This window comes from Microcoleus sp. Pol11C3 (assembly GCF_036701485.1).
GTDB lineage: Bacteria > Cyanobacteriota > Cyanobacteriia > Cyanobacteriales > Microcoleaceae > Microcoleus.
This window is the reverse complement of the sequence record NZ_JAUBQW010000099.1, coordinates 1-24,488: the sequence shown is the minus strand read 5'-3', so window position 1 is coordinate 24,488 and position 24,488 is coordinate 1. Positions and strand designations below refer to the sequence as shown.

The following is a 24,488-nucleotide window of genomic DNA, read 5'->3' as shown; positions in this document are numbered from 1 at the left end:
TTCGTAATTCATATTATGGGAGCTAATTATTTCTTTTATTTTACCTAGAACGAGCGCACTTTCGCAAGAGGTCTAATGACTGATTTGAACACTTTGATGGTGGGTGTAAGTTTTCCTAACAACTCCATTGCTTCAGTTTTGAGTTTTGTCCCCTTCACTGCCCGACTCAAAAACATTACTGCTTGGGGCGGGCCTTGTCTTACCGATTGAGCTTGTTTGATGAGTCTCACCGCATCGGCGGCTGGTTGTATGTCGATACCGCTCGGTTGCATCGGCATCACGGCTAAAAAGAGCTTTTAGGGGCTCACGGCTGCTCTACCGATCTCGCTAAAAATCTTCAATGGGTTCTATAGTTTGAGGTATCTCCCATCGTACTCATCCAGAGAAGCTCTATGGTTGCTCTACCGGGTATTGCTATTCTAAGCAAAATTTACGAAAGTTCTAATTCTCTGGTGTATCGGGGCATCAGCGTCCCTGACGATCAAGCTATCGTCATAAAAATGCTCAAGCAAAATTATCCCTCTCCCCAAGAACTAACTCGCTACAGACAGGAATATAAAATTACCCGTTCCCTCAAAGAGGAAGGAGTTGTCAAGGCATACAGCCAGCAGGAGTATCAACGCACTCTCGTCATTCTCTTAGAAGATTTTGGCGGGGAGTCCCTAGAGCAATGGATGTACAAGCGCCCAGAAACCTTCTGCCCCATGCCCTTATCCACGTTTCTCCAGCTTGCGATCAACCTCACAGATATTCTGGGCAGAATTCATGCCGCTAATGTCATCCACAAAGACATCAACCCCGGCAATATCGTCCTTAATCCGAATACTGGCGTTGTCAAAATCATTGACTTCGGGATTGCTACCCAATTTAGCCACACTCATCCAACGTTCAAAAGCCCGCATGTGTTAGAAGGGACACTTGCCTACCTGTCTCCAGAGCAAACAGGGCGCATGAACCGTTCGCTCGATTACCGCACCGATTTTTACTCACTCGGTGTGACGTTCTACGAACTTCTAACTGGACACCTACCGTTTCCAACAACGGACATTCTTGAGCTAGTCCATTGTCATATTGCCAAACAGTCTATTCCACCTCACCAACTGAATGCAACGATTCCCAAACCCGTTTCAGATATTATTTTGAAATTGATGGCGAAAAATGCGGAGGAGCGCTATCAAAGTGCTTGGGGAATCAAAGCCGATTTAGAACTCTGTGTTCATCAATTACAAGAAACTGGTCGAATTGATAGTATTCAACTAGGTCTTCAAGATGTTTCTGATCAGTTTCAAGTTCCACAAAAACTGTATGGACGGGATAAGGAAGTTGCAATGTTACTAGCAGCTTTCGATAGCGAAGCGCTGCTGCGTACTCCGTTGGAGAAGCCGCAAGCTAGCGCAGATTACGTAGCGTGTCCGGAGGACAATCGCGTCGCTTCTTTACAGAACAATACAGAAGCGACTTGGGAGAGGAAACAAACGGGCAACCCAAGATTTAAAGCCAAAATGATGTTGGTGTCTGGCTATGCTGGAATTGGGAAATCAGCATTAGTGCAGGAACTCTATAAACCAATCACCCAAAAGCGCGGCTATTTTATCTCTGGTAAATTTGATCAATTTCAGCGCAATATTCCCTACAGTGCGATCGCCCATGCCCTGCAAAAATTGGTGCAGCAACTGCTGGGTGAACCCGACGAGCAATTGCAACAGTGGGGATCGCGTCTGCTCACAGCATTGGGAACCAATGGACAAATCATCATTGATGTAATTCCTGAAGTAGAACTGATGATCGGTCAGCAACAAGCTGTTCCTGAAGTTGGAGCAATGGAAGCTCAGAACCGCTTCAATCGGGTCTTTCAGCAGTTTGTGCGAGTGTTTTGTTCAGAGGAACATCCCCTTACGATCTTCTTAGATGATTTGCAGTGGGTAGACTCTGCCACACTCAAGTTAATCGAGTTGCTGATGCTGGATGAGCAAACCCAATCCCTATTTCTGATCGGAGCTTATCGAAATAATGAGGTGAACTCAGCCCACTTACTGTTATTAACGCTGGACAGCCTGCGAAAGCAAGGGGTAGTGCTTCAGGAGATGATCCTGGCACCTTTGACGCTGGAGCCATTAAGCCAGTTGATTGCTGAAACCCTACATCAGAATATTGACACTGTTCAGTCCTTAGCTGAATTAGTTCTATACAAAACCAATGGCAATCCTTTTTTTGTCAATGAATTTTTGCGGGTGCTGTATCGCGAAAATCTATTGATTTTTGATGCGGGACACTTAAGCTGGCAGTGGAACATTGATCAAATCCAAGCTCAAGATATCACTGATAATGTGGTGGAGTTGTTGCTGAGCCAGTTGAAGAAATTGCCAGAGAACACCCAGCAAGTTCTCCGCTTAGCCGCTTGTGTTGGGGCTGAGTTTGATTTGGAAACGTTGGCGATTGTTTGCGATCAATCTCCTCAAGCAGTTTTCCAAAACTTATTAACAGCAATCCAAGCTGGTCTCATTCAACCGCTATCTGAATTAGACGAAGACTTATTAGTTCAAGACTATAAGTTCTTGCACGATCGTGTGCAGCAAGCTGCCTATGCCTTGATTGATGAGTCGCACCAACAAATTGTTCACCTTCAAATCGGTCGCAATTTACTTGAAAAGACTTTGCCAGAACAGCTATCAGAGCGGCTTTTTGAAATTGTCGATCATCTCAATTCAGGGGTTGATCTCATCGTCTCTCAGCAGGAACGAAACAGCATTGCCAGACTCAGCTTAATGGCAGCCCAAAAAGCCAAAGCGGCAACTGCCTATAGTACAGGTTTGAAGTATGCAATTGCAGGCATCGAGTTACTCACAACCGATAGTTGGCAACATCAGTATGACCTCAGTTTGGTTCTCCATGAAGAAGCCGCAGAAACTGCCTATCTATCTGGTGACTTTCTGGCGATGGAGCAATGGGTTACTATTGTTTTGCAAGAAGCCATAACCATTTTAGATGAAGTGAAAGTTCATGAGGTTACAATCAAAACCTATGTAGCACAAACTTACAAGTTAGAGGCGATTAAAGTCGGGTTGAAAGTGTTGGCAAAACTAGGGCTAAACCTGCCAGAACTGCCCACAGAATTGCAGATTCAACAAGCACTTTCAGAAACAAGAGAAGTTCTGCAAGGAAGGAATATTCAAGATTTAGTGCATTTACCTTTAATGACAGATGTCAGTAAATTGGCAGCCATGCGGATTATTTCAAATATCGCTTCTCCTGCCTTTCAGGCTGCACCTGCACTGTTTTGGCTAATGGCATGTGAGCAAGTCAAGTTATCGATTCAATATGGCAATGCACCCACTTCTGCGGTTGCCTATTCTTGTTATGGAGTCGTTATCACCGCAGCAACTCAGGATGTAGAGAAAGCTCATCAGTTGGGTCAACTCGCCCTCAACCTTGTGGAAAGGCTGAATGTGCAAGAACTTAAAAGCAAAACCTTTCTAATTGTTGCAGAAGGCATCAGCTTTGGAAAGTCCCATTTTAGGGAGATTGCATCCCTATTGCAGGAAAGTTACTCCAGCGGAGTAGAAACCGGAGATTTCATGTTTGCAGGTTTAGCGGCTTACCAAAAATGTGAGTATTTATATTTCAGTGGATTAGAACTGACAGAATTAGAACAGGAGATGGAAAATTACAGCCGTGCCATCGCCCAATTGAAGCAGGAAACTTGCTTAAATTACCATCAAATCTTTTGGCAAGCAGTGCTTAACTTACAAGGACAGGTTAATAACCCCTGCTGTTTACAAGGCGTTGTTTACAAGGAGCAACAGGGATTGAACCGCTATTTAGCAAACAATGATTCTCTTGGATTTCAATATTTCTATATCAACAAGCTGATCCTATGCTATTTATTTGGGCAGTTTACTCAAGCGTTAAAGAGTGCAAATGCGGCTGAGGGGTATCTAAAAGGTGCACCAGGGCAGGTAACGATGCCACTGCTTCGCTTTTATGACTCTTTAGTCCGATTGGCAATTTATTCATCCGTTCCTGATACAGAACAAAAAGCATTGCTCCCTAACGTAATCAACAATCAGGAAAAACTGCACAAGTGGGCACTTCATGCGCCTATGAATTTTTTGCATAAGTATCATCTAGTTGAGGCAGAGAAAGCGCGAGTTTTGGGTCAGTTGTTAGAGGCTGAGGGGTTTTACGAACAAGCGATTCAAGGAGCTAGAGAAAACGGATATATCCAGGAAGAGGCGTTAGCATACGAATTAGCTGCCAAGCATTATCTAGCGAGAGGTTTGGAAAAGTTTACCCAGCTCTACATGAAGGAAGCTCATTACTGTTATGAACGCTGGGGAGCAACGGCAAAGGTTAAGGATTTAGAAACTCGCTATCCTCAACTATTTCCTCAGTCGTCCAAAGTAGTTTCTACACCAGTTCGCACTACGAATGGAACTACCTTAAATACCTCAAATACTGCTCTCGATTTAGCAACGGTGATGAAAGCAGCTCAAGCAATTTCAAGTGAAATTGAATTGGAGCAGTTGCTCAGTTCTTTAATGCAAATTTTAATTGAAAATGCTGGGGCCCAAACTGGATGCCTGCTCCTGGAAAACTCAGGAGAATGGGCGATCGAGGCTTCTTGTGAATTCAATGACGGTGAGAATGTTTCTGCTACGCGAGTGCTGCAATCAATTCCAATGGCAACTCGCTTACCCGAATCAATCATTCAGTATGTGCTCCGGACTCATGAAGCTGTCATCTTAAATGATGCCACTCGTGAAGGTAATTTTATCAATGAACCTTATATTCAATGCAACCAAACGCAATCTATTTTTTGTTTGCCGCTGCTGAATCAAAGTAAGCTCGTCGGCGTGTTGTATCTCGAAAATCAATCAGCAACTGGAGCGTTTACACCCGCTAGATCGCAGGTGTTGAATCTGTTATCGACCCAGGCAGCGATCGCGATCGAAAATGCCAAACTCTACTTAAAGCTCCGCGCGAGCGAAAGTCAGATGGCTCAATTTTTAGAAGCGATTCCCGTAGGAATTGCCGCCATTGATGCGACGGGTCGCCCTTACTATGCCAATCAACGGGGCATTAATCTCATGGGCAAAGGGATTGATCCTGCCGTACCGCCGGATCAAATCGCAGAGGCTTATCAATTTTATGTGACGGGAACGGATCAAATCTACCCTACTGAAAAAATGCCAATCATCCGGGCGTTGAGCGGCGAACGCACTACGATTGATGACGTAGAAATTCGCCAAAATAACCAAACGATCCCTGTTGAGGTGTGGGGCACTCCCGTCTTTGACGAACAGGGCAATGTAGTTTATGCGATCGCAGCCTTTCAAGACATCACTGAGCGTAAACAAGCAGAGAAACTGCTAGCCGACTATAACCGAACATTGGAACAACGAGTAATTGAGCGGACTTTGCTGCTTTCGCAGGAGATTGAAGAGCGCCAACGAATTGAAAACGCTCTGCGCCAGAGTGAAGAGCAACGCAGGCTGACAATGGATTTCACCCACATCGGCAGTTGGAACTGGAATATCGTGGAGAATACAACAAACTGGAACGATAACCACGCTCGATTGCTGGGGTTGGTCCCCGGTGAAGTTGAGAGTAGCTATCAGGCATGGCGCGATCGCGTTCATCCAAAAGATATTCATCGGATTGAGCAAGCTGTTACAGCAGCTCTAGCAACTCATACCGATTTTGAAGCTGAATATCAAGTGATCTACCCGAATGGTAGTATTCACTGGTTGGTTGGCAGAGGTCGAGGCATTTATGACGCAGCCGGACAGCCTGTGCGAATGTTGGGTGTGATTCTTGATATTAGCGATCGCAAACGCGCCGAAGAAGCCTCTATCCTAGAAGAACGCAACCGCATGGCGCGAGAAATTCACGATACGCTGGCGCAGTCATTCACGGGCATTATCATTCACGCTAGATCTGCTGCTAGCAAGATAACGGTAGACGCAGAAAAAGCTCAGGTTTACCTGGCTCAAGTACAAAACTTAGCCCGAACTGGACTCACGGAGGCACGCCGCTCTGTAGAGGCGCTACGCCGTCCATACTTATTGGAAAATAACGATCTATTCAGCGCTTTCAAGCAACTGGCAACCCAGTTAGAATCATCCTCTGGTACGACAATTATGTGTGAAGCCATCGGTATTCCCTATCCGCTACCCTCTGAGGTTGAGAATAATCTGCTCAGGATTGGACAGGAAGCATTGACTAATGCACTAAAGTATGCAAAGGCGACTGAAATTCGTGTTGAACTAACCTATCAGCCTACCCAGTGTATATTACGGATCGAGGACGATGGGCAGGGATTTACAATCGATCGTTCTTCTAGTGACAATGGGTTTGGTTTATTGGGGATGTCAGAACGGGCCGATCGCATTGGAGCACAACTCCAGATCCAGAGTGCCCCTGGACAAGGAACAGAAATCGCGGTGTCTGTAAATCAGCAGGAAAAACCATCATGAGTCAACCTAATGCCATTCGTGTTCTGGTTGTAGACGATCACCCGGTTGTGCGTCAGGGCTTGGTCGCGATGCTGGAAGAAGCACCAGATATCCTTGTTGTTGGACAAGCGGGAAATGGTCAGGAGGCACTCGTTGTCTTTCGTCAAGAACAGCCAGATGCAACTTTGATGGACCTGCGAATGCCCCAGATGGATGGAGTCGCTGCGATTACTGCCATCTGCACCGAGTTTCCTGCTGCTCGGATTATCGTATTGACGACTTACGAGGGCGATGAAGACATTTATCAGGGATTACGAGCAGGAGCCAAAGGATATTTACTCAAAGATGCTGAGCCAGAAGAATTGTTATCCGCGATTCGTGCAGTTCAAAAAGGACAGAAGCACATTCCACCCCGCGTCGGTGCCAAACTCTTGGAGCGCATGACGAGTCCAGAATTGAGCGATCGCGAGTTAGAGGTACTTCAACTCATTACAACGGGCAAGAGTACCCAAGTTATTAGCAAGGCCCTACATATTACTGAACGCACTGTCAACTTTCATATCAATCATATTTTAAGTAAGCTGGGCGTGGAGGATCGCACTCAAGCCGTGATCGTTGCATTAAGGCGGGGCATTGTTAGCTTATAGCGTCATACCTGTCAAATTTGTCAGGTTATCATCTGCATAACTTGTCAGCTTATCTTCTGAGGCTTTTCTCAGCGACAAAATCGACTTAACTCTCTAAATTGAGAGTATGCAACAGATAACACAGAGGTATTGATTTACCGAAATTTGAAAGATGTTTTATAGCAATCATCTGTCTCTACCTGCTGCACTTTTTTCCTAAGAGGTGCCAATGAGTCTCGGTGATTATAATCGGTTGCTTGTGCCAATTTCTGAACAAGATCATATTCAGGGATTGGTGAGCGCTTCAGTGGCACTCGTTGAATATGGTGATTATCAATGTCTTATTTGTGGCGAAACTCACCAATTAATCAAGGCGATCCAGCAACAGCTATACGACTTATGCTTTGTATTTCGCCACTTTCCACAGCCGCAAATACATCCTTATGCCCAACGTGCAGCCGAAGCGGCCGCTTCGGCAGCCGCCCAAGGTCAGTTTTGGCAAATGCACGACATTTTGTTCACCCATCAACAAGAGTTAGGAAACGATCATCTTGTGGAATATGCCAATAATTTAGGACTTGATATCCCTCAATTTCTGCAAGATATATTCAGTCAAGTACATATCAATCGCATCAATCAAGATATCGAAAGTGGATTACACAGTGGAGTAAAGGTTGCCCCAGCACTCTTTATTAATGGAATTCGATATACCAGCCTCTGGAATATTGAGCAATTGATGGCAGCCATTGTCACTGTAAGTAATTAATAGCTACCAACCATTCGCCAGGACAAATTAACAGAAATATTTGTTCCCTGTTCCCTTCCCTCACCTGGATGTCCCAATTTAGACCAATAGCCTAATTAATAGACTTTTTGCTCTTATTCGGGAACTCTTAACAGGAAAACAAGGTAATAGAACTAAAGATTTACAAGAGGTCTAGTATTTATGAATCGCCTTCAATCTAGTGATACTGAGCCTTGTGCAAAGAAAATTTCTACTATTTGGGATGTCCTCTGTGCGATCGCTCTGAGTGCGCCTTCGGCATTCGCCTCTGTGTTCCCACTAGAGAGGGAATCGCTTCCCGCTGATTGTCCTTCTTTAACCTTATTTAATTTGGAGGACTAATCCATGATTAAGCTCTACGGTCACGAACTGTCTGGCAACAGCTACAAAGCAAAATTAATGCTCTCATTGCTGGGCTTAAACTACGAATGGATTAAAGTCGATTTGTCAGCAGGGGCGCACAAACAGCCGGAATTTCTAGCTCTAAATCCCTTTGGCCAGGTTCCAGTATTAGTCGATGGAAATACTGTTCTACCGGATGCTCAAGCGATTCTCGTTTACCTGGGGAGGCAGTATGGGGGTGAATCTTGGTTGTCCTCAGAGGCAGAACCCATGAGTTGCGTGATTCGATGGCTATCGACAGCAGCAGGAGAAATTCGGCAAGGCCCAGAAGCAGCGCGTTTGTACTACCTGTTTAAAGCGACCAGCATCAACCTAGAACAGGCAAATCAGAAAGCAGCGTTCATCTTGACTCAACTGAACCATCGTTTAGCCGATCGCCAATGGCTGGAGTTAGAACGTCCGACGATCGCCGATGTGGCAGTCTTCCCTTATGTTGCTCTCGCCCCCGATGGCAAAATTTCCCTAGACAATTACCCAAATGTGCTGGTTTGGATCGATCGCGTCAAACATCTTTCTGGTTTTGTCGGCATGATTGGCATTGCAGAGCCTGTTGTAGCTTAAGAGGGTATTATGCCACGTAAATTTGGAGAAATTGCTTTTACACCTGAAGTGCAAGTCGCACAAGAACAGCGGGGTTCGCGGCAGAGCTATGAACGCTACATTGCAAAGGGTCCTGCCAATGATTCGATTACTCCCAAACTTGAGGAATTCATCGCGCAACTCGATGGGTTTTACTTGGGAACTGTCAGTTCTAATGGCTATCCCTATATCCAGTTTCGGGGCGGTTCTTCTGGTTTCCTGAAGGTACTCGATGAGAAAACCCTCGGCTTTGCAGACTTTTCTGGGAATGTGCAGTACATCTCGGTGGGCAATCTATCTGGCAATGACAAAGCGTTTTTGTTCCTGATGGATTATCGGCATCGCAGACGCATAAAGATTTGGGGAAGAGCCGAATATGTTGAAGGGGATTCCGCATTAATTGAACGACTAAAAATTCCAAATTATCCTGCCGAAATTGAACGCGCTATCCTCTTTCACGTAGAAGCCACCAGCGAGAATTGTCCTCAGCATATTCCCATCCGCTATTCAGAAACAGAAGTTGAAGTGATGATGGCTCCTCTGCAAGCTCGGATTGCTGAATTAGAACAGCAGTTGAGCGATCGGTAGGACGTACCCTTAGTACATCACACTTCTTCAACTCCTGCCGATCGCACAAGTTATTAATTAATAGGAACAATCTAGTGCAAGAAAGCAGAATATAAAAGGCAGGGAGTAGACAAAAAAGTTTTTAAAGTCAGATTTTTGGGTCTTTCAAATCCTAGGTTATTTCTACCATCTTGCATTAGTTATTTCACTTTAGTAAACAAGAAAATTAACAATGATCGCGTTATCTGGAAAAGTCGCACTCGTTACAGGTGAAACATCGGAGATTGGTAAAGCCAGTGTGATGTCTCCGACAGCCGCTTCGCTTCTACGCATTAGCTCAAGCTGGAGCAATCGTTATTGCAAGTCGTCGGCAAATCATCGTGATGGTAGATATACCGCGCAATAACAAAATTAAAGCTATTACAGACAACAAAGAAGGAAGATTTTCATGACTCACTATGACTATATTGTGATTGGTGCCGGTTCGGCAGGCTGCGTGGTCGCTAACCGTCTGACACAAGACAGTGACACAAACGTGTTACTGCTCGAAGCGGGTAACCCAGATACGAAACCAGAGATTCAAATTCCTGCCCAATGCCTCAGTCTACAAGGCTCCTCTGTGGACTGGAGCTATTTCTCTGAACCCGAACCCTACCTGAATAACCGCAAAATCTTTTGTCCCCGTGGCAAAGTTCTGGGGGGCAGCAGTTCGATTAATATCATGATTTATCTGCGAGGTAATCCTCACGACTATGACCACTGGCAGTTATTGGGGAATCCCGGTTGGAGTTACCAAGATGTTTTGCCCTACTTCAAGAAATCGGAACACTCCTCACGAGGCGCATCCGAATTTCACGGGGTCGATGGAGAGTTGAGTGTCACCGATCTTATTGCGCCTGCTGTGGTATCCCAACGTTTTGTAGACGCAGCAGTGGCACTAGGATATGACCACAATCCCGATCCGAATGGAATGCAGCAGGAAGGAGCAGGACTCTATCAGTTGACGATCAAGGATGGTAAGCGGCATAGTACCGCTGCTGCCTTCCTTGTGCCCATTCTCCAGCGTCCCAATTTAACTGTAACGACAGGAGCGTTGGTGACTCGCTTGTTGTTTGAGGGTACCCGCACCGTTGGGGTGGAATACCTGCATGAGGGTACACTGCACCAAGTCAGGGTCAACTCCGAAGTGATTTTAAGTGCGGGCGCGTTCGATTCGCCTAAGCTGCTGCTGCTTTCCGGCATTGGGGATGCAGAACACCTGCAAGCGCTGGGAATTCCGGTAGTGGCTGATTTGCCTGGAGTTGGTCAGAACCTCCAAGACCACCCTGTCGTGCCCGTGGCACACGAGGCAACTCAGGATTTACACACGGCAAGCACCAGTAGTATCGGTGAAGCTGGCATGTTTTTGCATACTGAGGGGAATCTGGATGCTGCGCCAGATTTACAGTTTCTCTTCGGTCCGGCTGTGTTGGCACCGCCTGGTTATGCCCACTCTGGTTTAGGATTCACAAGTTTCGTCTGTTTGACTCATCCCCAAAACATTGGCAGTGTCAGTTTGCGATCGCCTGACCCCAAAGACACACCGATGATTCAAATGAACTATCTCCAAAGTGAAGCTGATGTGCAAAAGCTCGTTGTCGGGATTAAATTACTCCGTAACTTGTTCGGTGCAAGTGCTTTGGATGAGTTTCGCGGTAAGGAAATCGCTCCGGGTGCTGATAAGCAGAGTGATGCAGCACTCGTTGCTTACGTCCGGGAAACTTGCAGTACAGTGTGGCATCCGGTGGGCACTTGCAAAATGGGCACTGACCCAATGGCGGTGGTAGATCCTGAACTACGAGTACATGGAATTGAGGGGTTGCGTGTCGTGGATGCCTCGATCATGCCAAGGATTACCACAGGCAATACGAACGCACCGACCATCATGATTGGTGAAAAAGCAGCCGATTTAATTAAAGCAAGTTCCACTCGACAAACTCTTCTCGCCAACTACAACGTACAAAATCCAGCCCATTCGTCTGTCTAGGAATCAGCGATGGTCTCTGACCGATCACAGGTCATCACGCCTGCTCTGGAGTTTATCTGCCGATATTAAAGAGCGCAAATAAAACACTCGACATCTCTAAAGGAGCATACAATGGCACAGATTACGACACCATTTGGACGCCATTCCACCGCTGCTGAGGTAGCAGAGGGAATCGCTCTCTCTGGCAAGCGGGCGATCGTCACCGGAGCCGCATCGGGCATTGGCGTAGAGACGGCGCGGGCACTGGCTCACACTGGGGCTGAGGTGACGCTGGCTGTGCGTAACACCGACGCAGGAGCGCAGACGGCGGCTGACATTACCGCTACCACAGGGAACCAGAACATTCACGTTGCCCAGCTTGACCTGGCTAACCGAGCCTCGATCGCCAAGTTTGTTGCTGCATGGGATGAACCGCTGCACATCCTTCTCAACAACGCAGGTGTGATGGCATCACCCGAACAGCACACGCCTGAAGGCTGGGAAATGCAGTTCGCTACCAACCATCTGGGGCATTTTGCCCTGGCAATCGGACTCCATGATGCACTGGCTGAAGATGGTGCCGCACGTATTGTGTCTGTCAGTTCCAGCAGTCACCTGATGTCGCCAGTGGTATTCGACGATATTCACTTCGCGTTTCGCCCCTATGACCCGTGGTTAGCATACGGACAATCCAAAACCGCAAATATCCTCTTCGCTGTCGGGGCCACTGCGCGCTGGTTCAAGGATGGCATCACCGCCAACGCTCTAATGCCCGGTGCGATCGCCACCAACCTCCAACGCTACACTGACGGTCTTAAAACTCCACCTGAGCGGCAGAAAACACCGGAGCAGGGCGCAGCGACCTCCGTTCTGCTGGCGAGCTCTGTGCTGCTGGAGGGCATCGGCGGGCGCTACTTCGAGGACTGCAACGAAGCCACCATCGTCGCAAACGGCAACGGCTATATAAGTGGCGTTGCCCCCTATGCCCTCGACCCGGACAACGCTGATCGGCTCTGGGAGGAATCGTTGCGCCTGTTCGCCTGACCGGTGTTTTTGAACAAGAGTTCATAACACCCTCTATGCCGCTTGAAAACTGGTCTATCACTTAAAAGGAAAACTCAAAACTATGATTTCACCAGCAGCTCAAACCACCACTAATGCTGACGAGTCGGTAATCCGTGCTTTCCATCGCCAGATGATTGATGCTTGGAATCGAGGTAGCCGCGAAGGCTTCGCTGCCCCGTTCAGCGAAACTGCCGATTTCATCACGTTCGAGGGCACCCATCTCAAGAGTCGAAAAGAAATCGCTGCATTTCATCAGCAAGCGTTCGACACGGTTGTCAAAGGAACACGCCTGGAGGGTGAGGTGGATTTTGTCCGCTTCGTGAACTCGCAACTCGCGCTCATGCTCGTAGTTATCAGGGTAATACTGCCCGGACAAACCGAAACTTCACCGTCACGAGATTCGCTGCCGCTATACGTCGTAACGAAAGGCGACGAAGGTTGGCAGATCGAAGGGTTGCTCAATACCCGGAAGTTAACGCTAGAACGTCAATTCTTTTTAGACGACTTTGACTCACTGAACGCAGAGGCTCAACGTCAAGTGACCGACCTCGTTTCAGGCCTCAAGCAGCATCATCAAGCAGATCGGGACTGAATGACAAGCAGTTACAGGAATTTGTGACCAACCAAGCTAACACGATCCCTCTGGGAAGAGTCGGTACACCCGATGAGATTACCAAAGCTGTTGTTTTTCTGGCTTCAGACAACAGCAACTTTGTAAACGGCATCGAGATGTTTGTCGATGGCGGTATGGCACAGATTTGAAGTCTAAAACTTTGGAGTTAACGATGAAACTCATCTCTGTCAACGTCGGACTTCCGCGTGAAGTGACCTGGAAAGGGAAAACCGTTAGCACTGGAATTTTCAAAGAGCCAGTCAGCAAACGGGTGATGGTGCGATCGCTCAATTTAGACGGTGATGCACAGGCTGATCTCACCGTTCCTGGAGGATTAGACAAAGTCATCTATGTCTATCCGTTCGATCATTATGATTACTGGCAAAGTGAATTGCCTGATAGAGAGTTCCCGCCAGGTATCTTTGGCGAAAATTTCACGATCACTGGGCTCAGAGAAGAGGAAGTGAACATTGGTGATCTGTTTGCGATCGGCACTGTAAAACTGATGGTGACACAACCTCGCCTACCCTGCTACAAACTTGGGATTCGCTTTGGACGACCTGATATGGTTAAACGATTTCTCGCAAGTCATCGAACCGGATTTTACTTCCGTATTTTGCAAGAGGGCGAAGTCGGAGCCGGAGACACATTAGAGTTTGTGAGCCGGGATGACAACAATATCACTGTTGCCGATATTACTCAACTTTATGTTGGCAAAGAGGATAATCCAGAGTTACTTCACCGCGCTGCTCAACTTGAAGCCCTACTCAAAACTTGGCGCGACTATTTCCAGCGATAGCGTTTTTTATCTCAATCAATCACGCGCTCAAGATTGCAACAGAACAATACATCATCATTGACAAGCATCAGACCACAATTTCACCTCTACCAATAAACTCACAAGGAGTAAAGTCATGACCACATTTCGCACGGTTTCGATCGATGGTTTAGATATCTTTTATCGAGAAGCTGGCTCTCGTGATAACCCGACGATTCTACTTTTGCACGGCTTTCCGACCTCATCTCATATGTTCCGCAATCTCATGAGTGCGCTTGCCGATCGCTTCCATTTGGTTGCCCCCGATTATCCTGGCTACGGTAACAGTTCGATGCCCACAGTGGATGAGTTTGACTACACTTTTGATCACCTGGCAGAGATCATGGAGAAATTCATTACCGTGATCGACATCAAGAAATACAGCCTCTACGTGATGGATTATGGTGCTCCCATTGGCTATCGCATTGCAGCTAAAAATCCAGAGCGAATGGAAGCGCTGATTGTACAAAACGGGAATGCCTACGAGGAAGGTCTACGGGAGTTTTGGAACCCGATCAAGGCATATTGGCAAGATCGTTCTCCTGAGAATGCTGACAAGCTTAGACCCTTTTTCACACTGCAAACAACCAAATGGCAGTACACCAACGGCGTCCGCAATCCTGAAGCGATTAGCCCTGACACTTGGACAATGGATCAACTCTTCCTTGATCGGCCAGGAAATGTTGAGATTCAATTGACGCTCTTTTATAGCTATGGCACCAATCCACCGTTATATCCGCAATGGCAGGAGTATTTCCGCAAATATCAACCCCCCACCCTGATTGTTTGGGGTAAGAATGACTACATCTTCCCTGCCGAAGGTGCTTACCCCTACCAGCGTGACCTGAAAGACGTGGAGTTCCATTTACTTGATACCGGACACTTTGCCTTGGAAGAGGATGGGGATGCGATCGCAAATTACATCACGCAATTTCTCACGTCACGGCTGCAACCCGTCCTTGCCTAATCAACGCAAAGTATGGCTGCTGACTTGCCATTAAGTCAGCGGCCATTCATGAACGCTTTCTCAATTTGAGTCAGAAGCTTGAGTATTGATCACACAAATTACTTACCAAGAGGAACATCATGACACAGACTCTCTGGTTATTTGGCACTCGTCTCACCATCGTCGCTGATCACACTACAACCGGAGGCCAGTACGATCTGATCGAAGGTTACTTCCCACCTGGAACACAAACACCTCTGCATCGCCACACGCGCTATTCCGAACAACTCTATGTGCTGGAAGGGGAGTTCACAGTCTGGGCAGGTGAGAACAAGGTGGTGCTAAAACCCGGTGACAGTTATCTAATTCCTCCAACCACCCCTCATGTGGTCGCCACGTCCAGCGATCAATCAGCTCGCGGATTGGTTGTTGCTGCGCCCAGTGCTTTTGCTCGGGTGGTTGAAACCGTCGGAACGGTGGAGGAAACAGAACCAGCAGACATGGCGCTGTATGACCGCATTTCTGCCGAGGTTGGCGACGAAATTCTGGGACCGCCCGGAACCTTGCCTTAATTGGACACAATCATTACACATCCCCGCAAGAGGAAACTATGACAACTCAAAGTGTAACCATTCCAGCCTTGTCTGGAGGCAGTTTTAGCGCCTATTTAGCAGTACCCAGTACTCCGCCTAGTGCGGGGATTGTGTTGATTCAGGAAATTCTTGGGGTCAACCAAAATATGCGCCAGACGGCTGATGATTATGCCAAAGAAGGCTATCTGGTGCTCGTGCCAGATTTGTACTGGCGGTTAGAACCGGGTGTGCAGCTTGATTCTGAAATTAAGGAGCAGCGGACTAAAGGTTTTGAGCTACTCCAAGCGTTTGATGTGGATAGCGGCGTAGAAGACTTGAAGGCGAGTCTGTCTTTTCTGCGGCAGTATCCCAGCAGCACAGGCAAGGTCGGCAGTGTGGGTTTTTGTTTGGGCGGCAAACTGGCATATTTCATGGCAACACGTACCGATGCGGATGCCAACGTCAGTTACTACGGTGTTGAGATTGACAAGAATTTAGCGGAGGCGACAAAGATTCAGAAACCGCTGATATTGCATATGAGTGGAAATGACGAGTATGTGTCACCAAGCGCTCAAGCGACCATTCAGCAAGGACTGGAAGACAACCCCCTGGTAACAATCTATCGCTACGAAGGAGTAAGTCACGGGTTTAGTCGCGTGGGTAGTTCCGCTTATCGCCAAGAAGTCGCAGAATTAGCAGGCGATCGCACGTTGGCGTTTTTGAAACAACACTTAGGCAGTGGTGTCATACAAGGAGCAACCGCATGACCAGATACCGAACAGTCTCGATTGATGGTTTAGATATTTTCTATCGTGAAGCGGGTTCCCGTGATAATCCAACAATTTTACTGCTGCACGGCTACCCAACGTCATCTCATATGTTCCGCAATTTAATTCCTGCGCTTGCTGATCAATTCCATTTGGTTGCACCTGACTATCCTGGTTTTGGGTATAGTTCAATGCCTGCGGTAGATGAACTTGATTACACCTTTGATCATCTCACCGAAGTAATAGCAGGTTTTATCGATGCGATCGGCTTGAAACGCTACAGTCTTTACTTGATGGACTATGGGGCTCCTATTGGCTATCGCCTTGCAACGCAGAATCCAGAGCGGGTAGAGACGCTGATTGTGCAAAATGGCAATGCTTACGAGGAGGGGTTAGGTGATTTCTGGAAGCCAATGAGAGCCTATTGGCAGAGTAAGACACCTGAAAATGCCGAGCAAGTGCGCCAGACTATGACACCGGAGGGTACGAAACGGTATTACACAACAGGAGTCAAGAATCTAGAAAACCTCAGTCCCGATACTTGGACTCTGGATCAACATTTCCTCGATCGCCCTGGCAACCTAGCTATTCAACTGGCATTGAAATATAGCTACCAATCCAATGTGTTGCTGTATCCGCAATGGCAAGCCTACTTTCGTGAGTATCAACCACCGACGTTGGTGGTGTGGGGCAAAAATGACCGGGGCTTTTTAGTAGAGGGAGCCTATGCCTACAAACGTGACTTGCAGAACCTTGAGTTTCATTTGCTGGATACTGGACACTTTGCCCTAGAAGAGGACGGAAATGCGATCGCAGATCATATTCGCTGCTTTCTGACCACCCACGTTAGCGTCCCGAACTAGCCGACTTGCAAGAGCCTATTGCCCTCTGGCGCAATCGCTACGAGCCACCAGAAGACCTGCGCGACGACAATTTGGGGATGCACCCTTACCTCGGTAGCGCCCACAAATACCAAGAAAAAGTACCTGGCACTGCCCCTTATTTGAAAGACATTCACGTATTTAATCCTGCTGGTTTGGTCAGCTTCGGCTTGCCAGTTGGTGACATACATAGCATCCGCTTGTTTACTACTTATCAAAGGAGAATGTCATGGTTGCTCAAGTAAATTCACAAGCAGCAAAAATTTTGGAAGTTGCAGATGATCCGCGCCTTTCCAGAGAAGTGAAGGGATTTTTGAAAGAGCTGAATTCTGGTGGTGTAGGGTTAGAGACATTGACTCCGCTTGAAGCGCGTCAAGTACTCGTGGATGCTCAGGCTTCCGTTCCAGTCGATCTTTCCGGCATTGAAGAGTCTGAGAAGACGATTACTGCTGATGGTTACACGATTACGCTCAATATCGTGCGACCTGAAGGGGTCAAAGGCACATTGCCTGTTTTCATTTTTATTCATGGTGGTGGATGGGTCTTGGGTGATTATCCAACCCACAAGCGCATGGTTCGTTATCTCGTTGTGCTTTCCGGGTTTGTGGGCGTCTTTGTCAACTACACGCGCACACCAGATGCTCAGTATCCACAAGCAATTAATGAGATCTATGCCGCGACAAAATGGGTTTCCGAACACGGTGAAGAGATTGGCGTTGATGGCAAAAACCTGGCTGTTGTCGGAAACAGTGTCGGTGGCAACATGACGGCTGTCACCACATTGAAGGCAAAGGAGAAAGGAGGACCGCACATCAAGCTACAAATCATGATGTGGCCGATTGTCGATGCTGATTTTGAAACGAATTCTTATCACCAATTTGGCGACAAACGTTTCTTGACTACACCAACGATGAAGTGGATGTATGACATGTACATCCCTGACCCAGAAAAGCGCAAAGATATATATGCCTCTCCCCTACAGGCAACGGTTGAGCAACTGAAAGGCTTACCTCCAGCATTAATTCAGTTGGCAGAGAGTGATATTTTGCATGACGAGGGTACAGCCTATGGACGCAAGCTTGATGAAGCTGGAGTAGACGTGACGCTCGTGCAGTACGACGGCATGATTCATGACTTCGGATTACTCAATGGTTTAGCCGAGGTTCCAGCAGTTCGTTCTCTGTTTGTCCAGGCTGCTGCTGAACTGAAGAAACATTTGCAATAGAGAGCAATCGTTTCTTTGACTGCTATTTATCAGTAATTCTTGTCCTTATTAGGTTTTGGTCATCATAGGCGTGACACTGCTCTGACTAATCCAATCTTCCTTGGATAATTCAGAGACAGTCAATCTTTCCCATCACGACTGTAATTCATATTTGCTTGATTTGTGCGAATAAAAAATTGCAATCGAAAAAACGTTAACGCCTTTTCCGAAGCGACAATCTTGCAATTTTCCTCTTTCTCCAAGGAACTAGTATGCAAATCATACTTAAACACCCATCTACAATGGACAGTTATACCCCAAGCGCCAAGGACATCATCGGCTCATCTCCGCTGATCGCGATCAAAAATGAAGCACCACCCAAGCTGATTGTCGATCCACCGCTTTCCGATCCGCTGTCCCTGGGACGTGTCTTCATCCAGTATCGGACGGAGAACCTGCGCGTGTTGCCAGTGTTCGGCGAAGGTGCCCTAGATGTATCGCCTCGTATAGGACATATCCACATTACTGTTGACAACGCACCGTGGCACTTTGTTGACACCAGCGGCGAAACCTTGATCCTAGTCGGACTGGAACCTGGTCCACACAAGGTGCTGATCGAACTAGCCGACCCTACACACAAAGTAATCACCAGCGAAACAGTGACGTTCACAATGCCCGATCTTAAGCGATGATTCAGGTCTGTGAAATGATGCGATCGACACTTCGCAACGCTTCGTTATCGCAACCCACATCGGTCAATTTCTCACATCACGGTTGCAGCCTATCCAACGAAATAAATTCAAAGGAAATCACAACATGAATATGCTCAGCTTCAGGAACGGCATTCGCCTGCTTCTAATTGTCATTCTCTTTTTAGGAACCATTACAATCACTTCTCTCGGAGCCATCATGAATAGTGCCAGTGCACAAGCCAATAAGCCTACGATCGTCCTTGTCCACGGCGCGTTCGCCGAGTCTTCCAGTTGGAATGGGGTATTGACCAAACTGATCACAAAACGTTACCCAACCGTTGCTGTGGCTAATCCCCTACGTGGCGTTAAGAGCGATGCAGACTATGTTGCTAGCGTCCTTAAAGACATTAACGGTCCTATCGTGCTGGTTGGGCATTCCTACGGAGGTTCGGTAACTACCAATGCAGTCAATGGAAACAAGAATGTGAAAGCACTGGTCTACGTTGCTGGCTTTGCTCCTGAGGAAGGCGAGACTGCCGCCGAACTCTCAGGACGTTATCCGGGCAGCACGCTCACGCCGACCCTCGCGCCGCCGGTTGTCCTGCCCGATGGTGGCAAAGACCTGTATATTCAGCAGAGCAAGTTCCACGCCCAATTTGCTGCAGATGTGCCCGCTAACGACGCGCAACTGATGGCTAGTACCCAGCGTCCGATTATGGAAGCCGCGTTAAATGAAGCCTCCGGTGCGCCTGCATGGAAATCTATCCCGTCCTGGTTCATTTATGGCGATCGCGACTTGAACATTCCGGCAGCGGTGCAGTCTTTCATGGCGAACCGCGCGAGCTCCAAGAAGACGATCATAGTAAATGGCGCTTCACATGTAGTAATGGTTTCCCATCCAGACGCCGTTGCCGAGATCATCGAACACGCTGCAACCGCGCAATAGAGAAGTGTGAACGCATCGCGGATACATCGGAATCGCTGTGCTCTGCTGGTGACAGGGGGAAGCAAATACATGGGCAAAGGCTGAGTACAGAATAAAACTTGCAAATACTGACAAGGAAAGGGGTTCATGAGAATTACCACATTCCCCTCTTTCGATTGAGCGTGCAGTAATCAATGTCGAAGATCCGAGGGGGTATGTTCTCGTGTTGCCGCAACCGGTTTCGACCGACTCTTTCACCTCGCAACAAGCAGCAAAGTACTTTGGCTCGGCAGGCGGCAGCATTATCAACATTAGTTCGAGCGCCAGTACCACTAAGCTCGCGACCGCCTCGGTCTATAGCGCCACTAAAGCCGCTGTTGATGCCGTAACCAAGTCGCTAGCTAAAGAGCTGGGTTCACGCAAGATCTGTGTCAACTCTATCAATCCTGGGATGGTGGAAACGGAGCGTATACAGGCAGGGGGAATTATTGGGAGCGATTACCAAAAACAGATTGAAGCGCAAACCCCACTGGGTCGCATCGGACAGCCACAGGACATTGCACCTGCCCCTGTCTTCTTCGCATCCTCGGATTCAGCCTGGATCACTCGGGAAACGCTGCACATCGCGGGTGGTATTTAACGAGGAGAACCGTGAACATCACTACGACGTAGGAAGGCTAAGTTGAAAGCTGTAACAGAATTATTCAAAGCAATTCGATGTGAATTATTTCAGTCTAATTAGTTTGACAACACTCTCGAAAACCATGAAAACACTACTAAAAATATCCGCGTTACTCCAGGCTCTGCCAATTAGTGTCTTAGCTAATTTTTCCTTAAGAGCCTCTGCTGATTCTACGGCTGGCATCATCCTGAGTACGAGATGCCAGGGTGGCTACAACATCAATATTTGGCAGAATCATACTTCTGGTGAACTGCTCTATCGCGTGACCAGTCCCAACGGTAATTTAAGTTTGGACGGAGGAACTAGCCAAGCGACAGAAGTGTTTGAGTGTACAAGTTTCGGAAGGGAAATTATCAATATTGGGTGTGGGATGGCACGTTGGATAACCCGCAGTCTGGAACTTTAGAGGTGTATAAAAACAACCGTATCTTGATGCAGCGAACTTGTACGAAAAATTAAATCCTCTAGCGCGTGTTAAGCACTTTTTTAAACCCGTGTTGCGTTAGTGCCAGAACAAAGATAACCGTGAACATCAACAAGCGAAGAAAGACATGAACATCAACAAGAATGACACCGCAGTAGTCGTTATCGATCCGCAAAACGATGTCTTGAGCGAAACAGGCGTCTCCTGGGACTTGGTGGGTAACAATGTCAAGGATAACAAGACCGTCGAAAACATTGAGCGAATCTTCAAAACCGCGAAGCAGAATGAATTTGAAGTTTTCATCTCCCCCCACTATTACTACCCTACCGACTATGGCTGGAAATTTGCCGGAACCGTGGAGCAAATGATGCTTAAATCTAGGGAGTTTGATCGCAGGGGTGCGTTGAGCCTCGATGGTTTCTTGGGTTCTGGTGCTGACTGGCTTGAGCGCTACAAGCCCTTTATCGAAGATGGCAAGACAATCGTAGTCAGTCCCCACAAAGCCTACGGACCCCAGAGCAACGACCTCGTTTTACAACTGCGTAAACGCAACATCAACAACGTCATTCTCCTCGGAATGCTGGCAAATATTTGTGTTGAAGCTCACCTACGCGACTTGATCGAACAGGGATTTGAGGTACTCGTCGTCAAAGACGCAACGGCTGCGCCCCAACATCCGGAACTGGGCGATGGCTACAAAGCAGCACTGATTAATTTCGGGTATATCGCCAACGCCGTTCTGTCTACGGACGAGGTTGTAGCAGCAATGGCATAACGCCTATCAACGAGGCTAATTGCAGAGGCAGTTGCACTTGCAGCTCAGGAAAATCCAAGTGGGAATGGTGTTTGTCTATGATTCATGGCAAAGCGAATTGGTGCTAAAACAACTGAGATCAAAGCAAGTCATGTGCTCTTTATCTCTTATCCAAGAGAGGTTGCCAAACTGATTATTGAAGCAGCAAGCTCTGCTTTGAAGTAATCCCAATCGCCGAATGAAGTAACGTTAAACGCAAAGGAGATAGAAATGGATACCCAGTACTACGACGACATTATTATCGGCGGCGGTAAAGCTGGTAAAACACTGGCACCAGCATTGGTTGCTGACGGACGTAAAACCGCTCTGGTTGAACGCAGCTTAAACATGATTGGTGGCTCGTGCCCTAATATTGCCTGCATTCCCAGCAAAACGATGGTGGCAAGTGCACAGGTAGCAAATACTGTGCTTTACAGTGCAGGCTATGGCATCAAGACGACGCCACCAACAGTTGATATGCCGGCAGTGATTCAGCGCAAACGATCGGTCGTGCAGTCCCTTCGACCAATAAATCTTCACAACCTGCACACCGCTTTGGGGGACGATCTGATCATTGGCACCGCTCGCTTTGTGGCACCTAAAACAATTGAAGTTGCAACAGATGAGGGTACTACTCGGTTACTCACAGCAGAACGATTGTTTATCAATACAGGCACGCGACCGTTAATTCCATCCGTGCCGGGACTCAAAGAAACTGGGTTTTTGACGAGTGAGTCGATCATGGAATTGGAACAGTTGCCAAAACACCTGATCGTTCTCGGTAGTGGCTACATTGGGTTGGAGTTTGCCCAAATGTTCCGGCGCTTTGGCTGTCGTGTCACTGTCATTGGGCAGAGTGAGCAAATCCTGTCACAGCAAGACCCAGATATTGCGATTGCGGTGCAAAGGCTACTAGAACGAGATGGCATTGAATTCTTGCTGAAAGCAAGGGTGTTAAGGGTCGAGTGCTCTGGCAATGCAACTAAACTTCAAATTCAAGTCGCCGATCGTCCAATGGGGCTTCAAGGCTCGCATTTGCTCGTTGCCGTTGGTCGTACACCAAACTCCGACAGCTTAAATCTAGCTGCTGCTGGTGTAGCAACCGATGCACGCGGATTTATTCCAGTCAATGATCGCCTAGAAACGAACATACCGAGGATTTGGGCGTTAGGGGATATCAATGGGGGGCCGCAATATACCCATGTGGCGCTTGATGATTATAGGATTGTGAAAGCGAATCTGATTGATGGGGGCAACCGCAGCACGAGCGATCGCCTCGTTCCTTCCTGTCTCTTCATCGATCCAGAACTGGCTCATGTGGGTCTGACCGAAACCAAAGCACAGCAACAAGGGTATGCCATCCGAGTGGCTAAGCTGGATGCCTCAGCCATTCTGCGAGCCATAACAGAGGGTCAAACCGATGGACTGATGAAGGCAATCATCGATACCCAGACAAGTCGGATTCTTGGTTGTTCGCTCTTGTGTCGTGAAGCGGGTGAAGTGATTTCGACGGTGCAGATGGTGATGCAGGCTCAGATGCCCTACACCGTTCTGCGCGATGGAGTTTTAGCTCATCCCACGATGACTGAAGGATTAAATATGCTGTTTTCAAAACTGTAAGCCACAAGTACAATACCACTGGACTAATAATCATGAAAAAACTAGAAGGAAAAGTCGCTCTTGTCACCGGCGGCACCAGCGGCATCGGTCTTGCCACTGCCAAGCGCTTTGTCGCCGAAGGAGCGTATGTCTTTATCACAGGTCGCCGTCAAACTGAACTCGATGCCGCCGTCAAAGAGATTGGTGAAAAAGTCACTGGTGTTCAGAGCGATGTCTCTAACCTGGCAGACCTAGATCGGCTGTTCGCCACGATTAAACAAGAGCAAGGTCGCCTCGATGTGCTCTTCGCCAATGCTGGCGGTGGAGAACTCGCCCCACTCGGAGCAATCACCGAAGAACACTTTGACAAAACGTTCAACACTAACGTCAAAGGTCTGCTCTTCACCGTGCAGAAGGCACTGTCTCTGTTACCCCCGGGCGCTTCCATCATCCTGAACGCCTCTCAGACTACTACGGTAGCTACCCCAGCCTTCAGTGTTTACAGCGCTACCAAAGCCGCCGTGCGTTCGTTTGCCCGTAATTGGATTCTCGATCTCAAAGAACGCAAAATTCGGGTTAACGCCATTAGTCCAGGCGTGGTTCCTACTCCTGGTTACGATCACTTGGGACTCAACGGTGAGCAGGTGCAGGAATTCATAGACAGCCAAGCCAGCGCTATCCCCCTGGGAAGAGTAGGAACGCCCGATGAGATTGCCAAAGCTGTAGTCTTTCTCGCCTGTGACGACAGCAGCTTTGTTAACGGTATCGAGCTGTTTGTTGATGGCGGTATGGCACAGATTTGAAGCGCTCTAAAAGTAGCCAGTAATCTTCCAAGTGGGCTATGTACAGTCCACTTTGGACTCAACTCAAAGCACTCAATGAGGGAGAAATAAACCAGAGTAAAGCGCCCCTTTTAGGTGGGAATTAGCTCATAGAAACACTTAAAATGCTATTTATTTTACCAGAAGTGTTGAATGATAGAAAAAGATTGCAAAAATTTGCAGATAAATGTATAATACGGAATCCGGTTGTCATAGGTCTGTTATAATTGCTGAAAAAATCGAGCAAAAATAGCCATGCCAAAAAAAGT

The 24,488-nt window shown here is 47.6% G+C and carries 25 protein-coding genes; 24 read left to right on the top strand and 1 reads right to left on the bottom strand.

Going from position 1 to position 24,488, the window contains the following annotated elements:
* Positions 1-44: 44 nt before the first annotated feature.
* Positions 45-281: a hypothetical protein gene (locus QUA40_RS20375; RefSeq protein WP_333129124.1), complete on the bottom strand. Its 237-nt coding sequence runs from the start codon at positions 279-281 to the stop codon at positions 45-47.
* Between the two features lie 111 nt (positions 282-392).
* On the opposite strand from QUA40_RS20375, the gene QUA40_RS20370 reads away from it, so the two are divergent.
* From QUA40_RS20370 to QUA40_RS20255, 24 genes are all read left to right on the top strand, one after another.
* Positions 393-6,476 (top strand): protein kinase domain-containing protein, encoded by a 6,084-nt coding sequence (locus tag QUA40_RS20370; RefSeq protein ID WP_333129122.1) that lies wholly within the window; start codon positions 393-395, stop codon positions 6,474-6,476.
* On the top strand, positions 6,473-7,102 hold the full coding sequence (locus tag QUA40_RS20365; protein WP_333129121.1) for a response regulator transcription factor: 630 nt from the start codon (positions 6,473-6,475) through the stop codon (positions 7,100-7,102). The genes QUA40_RS20370 and QUA40_RS20365 overlap by 4 nt, the downstream gene beginning before the upstream one ends.
* 208 nt (positions 7,103-7,310) lie before the next feature.
* A complete protein-coding gene (locus QUA40_RS20360) occupies positions 7,311-7,847 on the top strand; it encodes a DsbA family protein (protein WP_333129119.1) in 537 nt (178 codons plus the stop codon).
* 180 nt (positions 7,848-8,027) lie between these two features.
* On the top strand, positions 8,028-8,207 hold the full coding sequence (locus tag QUA40_RS20355) for a hypothetical protein (protein ID WP_333129117.1): 180 nt from the start codon (positions 8,028-8,030) through the stop codon (positions 8,205-8,207).
* Positions 8,208-8,210: 3 nt separating this feature from the next.
* On the top strand, positions 8,211-8,828 hold the full coding sequence (locus QUA40_RS20350; protein ID WP_333129114.1) for a glutathione S-transferase: 618 nt from the start codon (positions 8,211-8,213) through the stop codon (positions 8,826-8,828).
* 9 nt (positions 8,829-8,837) lie between these two features.
* On the top strand, positions 8,838-9,434 hold the full coding sequence (locus QUA40_RS20345) for a pyridoxamine 5'-phosphate oxidase family protein (protein WP_333129111.1): 597 nt from the start codon (positions 8,838-8,840) through the stop codon (positions 9,432-9,434).
* 427 nt (positions 9,435-9,861) lie between these two features.
* A complete protein-coding gene (locus tag QUA40_RS20340) occupies positions 9,862-11,439 on the top strand; it encodes a GMC family oxidoreductase N-terminal domain-containing protein (RefSeq protein WP_333129109.1) in 1,578 nt (525 codons plus the stop codon).
* 111 nt (positions 11,440-11,550) lie between these two features.
* Complete coding sequence (locus tag QUA40_RS20335) at positions 11,551-12,462, top strand: SDR family NAD(P)-dependent oxidoreductase (RefSeq protein ID WP_333129107.1); 912 nt, start codon at positions 11,551-11,553, stop codon at positions 12,460-12,462.
* A gap of 82 nt (positions 12,463-12,544) precedes the next feature.
* A complete protein-coding gene (locus QUA40_RS20330) occupies positions 12,545-13,075 on the top strand; it encodes an SgcJ/EcaC family oxidoreductase (protein WP_333129105.1) in 531 nt (176 codons plus the stop codon).
* Positions 13,072-13,245: an SDR family oxidoreductase gene (locus QUA40_RS20325; RefSeq protein WP_445300564.1), complete on the top strand. Its 174-nt coding sequence runs from the start codon at positions 13,072-13,074 to the stop codon at positions 13,243-13,245. The genes QUA40_RS20330 and QUA40_RS20325 overlap by 4 nt, the downstream gene beginning before the upstream one ends.
* Positions 13,246-13,268: 23 nt before the next feature.
* Positions 13,269-13,895: an MOSC domain-containing protein gene (locus QUA40_RS20320; protein ID WP_333129101.1), complete on the top strand. Its 627-nt coding sequence runs from the start codon at positions 13,269-13,271 to the stop codon at positions 13,893-13,895.
* Between the two features lie 115 nt (positions 13,896-14,010).
* On the top strand, positions 14,011-14,880 hold the full coding sequence (locus QUA40_RS20315) for an alpha/beta hydrolase (RefSeq protein ID WP_333129098.1): 870 nt from the start codon (positions 14,011-14,013) through the stop codon (positions 14,878-14,880).
* A 119-nt stretch (positions 14,881-14,999) separates the two neighbouring features.
* The gene (locus QUA40_RS20310; protein WP_333129096.1) at positions 15,000-15,431 is read left to right on the top strand and encodes a cupin domain-containing protein; all 432 of its coding nucleotides are present in this window, start codon (positions 15,000-15,002) and stop codon (positions 15,429-15,431) included.
* Positions 15,432-15,469: 38 nt separating this feature from the next.
* Positions 15,470-16,198, top strand: a complete 729-nt coding sequence (locus tag QUA40_RS20305; RefSeq protein WP_333129094.1) for a dienelactone hydrolase family protein — start codon at positions 15,470-15,472, stop codon at positions 16,196-16,198.
* The gene (locus QUA40_RS20300; RefSeq protein WP_333129091.1) at positions 16,195-17,061 is read left to right on the top strand and encodes an alpha/beta hydrolase; all 867 of its coding nucleotides are present in this window, start codon (positions 16,195-16,197) and stop codon (positions 17,059-17,061) included. Before QUA40_RS20305 ends, QUA40_RS20300 begins: the two co-directional genes overlap by 4 nt.
* A 5-nt stretch (positions 17,062-17,066) precedes the next feature.
* The gene (locus tag QUA40_RS20295; RefSeq protein ID WP_333129088.1) at positions 17,067-17,324 is read left to right on the top strand and encodes a hypothetical protein; all 258 of its coding nucleotides are present in this window, start codon (positions 17,067-17,069) and stop codon (positions 17,322-17,324) included.
* Entirely contained in the window at positions 17,309-18,304 is a 996-nt protein-coding gene (locus QUA40_RS20290; protein WP_333129086.1) for an alpha/beta hydrolase, read from the top strand. The genes QUA40_RS20295 and QUA40_RS20290 overlap by 16 nt, the downstream gene beginning before the upstream one ends.
* A 281-nt stretch (positions 18,305-18,585) precedes the next feature.
* A complete protein-coding gene (locus tag QUA40_RS20285) occupies positions 18,586-18,975 on the top strand; it encodes a DUF6130 family protein (protein ID WP_333129083.1) in 390 nt (129 codons plus the stop codon).
* Positions 18,976-19,099: 124 nt separating this feature from the next.
* Complete coding sequence (locus tag QUA40_RS20280) at positions 19,100-19,921, top strand: alpha/beta hydrolase (RefSeq protein WP_333129081.1); 822 nt, start codon at positions 19,100-19,102, stop codon at positions 19,919-19,921.
* 202 nt (positions 19,922-20,123) lie between these two features.
* Positions 20,124-20,540 carry an SDR family oxidoreductase gene (locus QUA40_RS20275; protein WP_333129080.1) on the top strand — a complete coding sequence of 139 codons (417 nt, stop codon included), beginning with the start codon at positions 20,124-20,126 and terminating at the stop codon, positions 20,538-20,540.
* A gap of 124 nt (positions 20,541-20,664) precedes the next feature.
* The gene (locus tag QUA40_RS20270; protein ID WP_333129077.1) at positions 20,665-20,988 is read left to right on the top strand and encodes a hypothetical protein; all 324 of its coding nucleotides are present in this window, start codon (positions 20,665-20,667) and stop codon (positions 20,986-20,988) included.
* 145 nt (positions 20,989-21,133) lie between these two features.
* Positions 21,134-21,781 carry a cysteine hydrolase gene (locus QUA40_RS20265; protein WP_333129075.1) on the top strand — a complete coding sequence of 216 codons (648 nt, stop codon included), beginning with the start codon at positions 21,134-21,136 and terminating at the stop codon, positions 21,779-21,781.
* Positions 21,782-22,030: 249 nt separating this feature from the next.
* On the top strand, positions 22,031-23,419 hold the full coding sequence (locus QUA40_RS20260; RefSeq protein ID WP_333129073.1) for a mercuric reductase: 1,389 nt from the start codon (positions 22,031-22,033) through the stop codon (positions 23,417-23,419).
* 32 nt (positions 23,420-23,451) lie between these two features.
* Positions 23,452-24,201, top strand: coding sequence for an SDR family oxidoreductase (locus QUA40_RS20255; RefSeq protein WP_333129071.1), 750 nt, complete (start codon positions 23,452-23,454; stop codon positions 24,199-24,201).
* Positions 24,202-24,488: the final 287 nt, after the last annotated feature.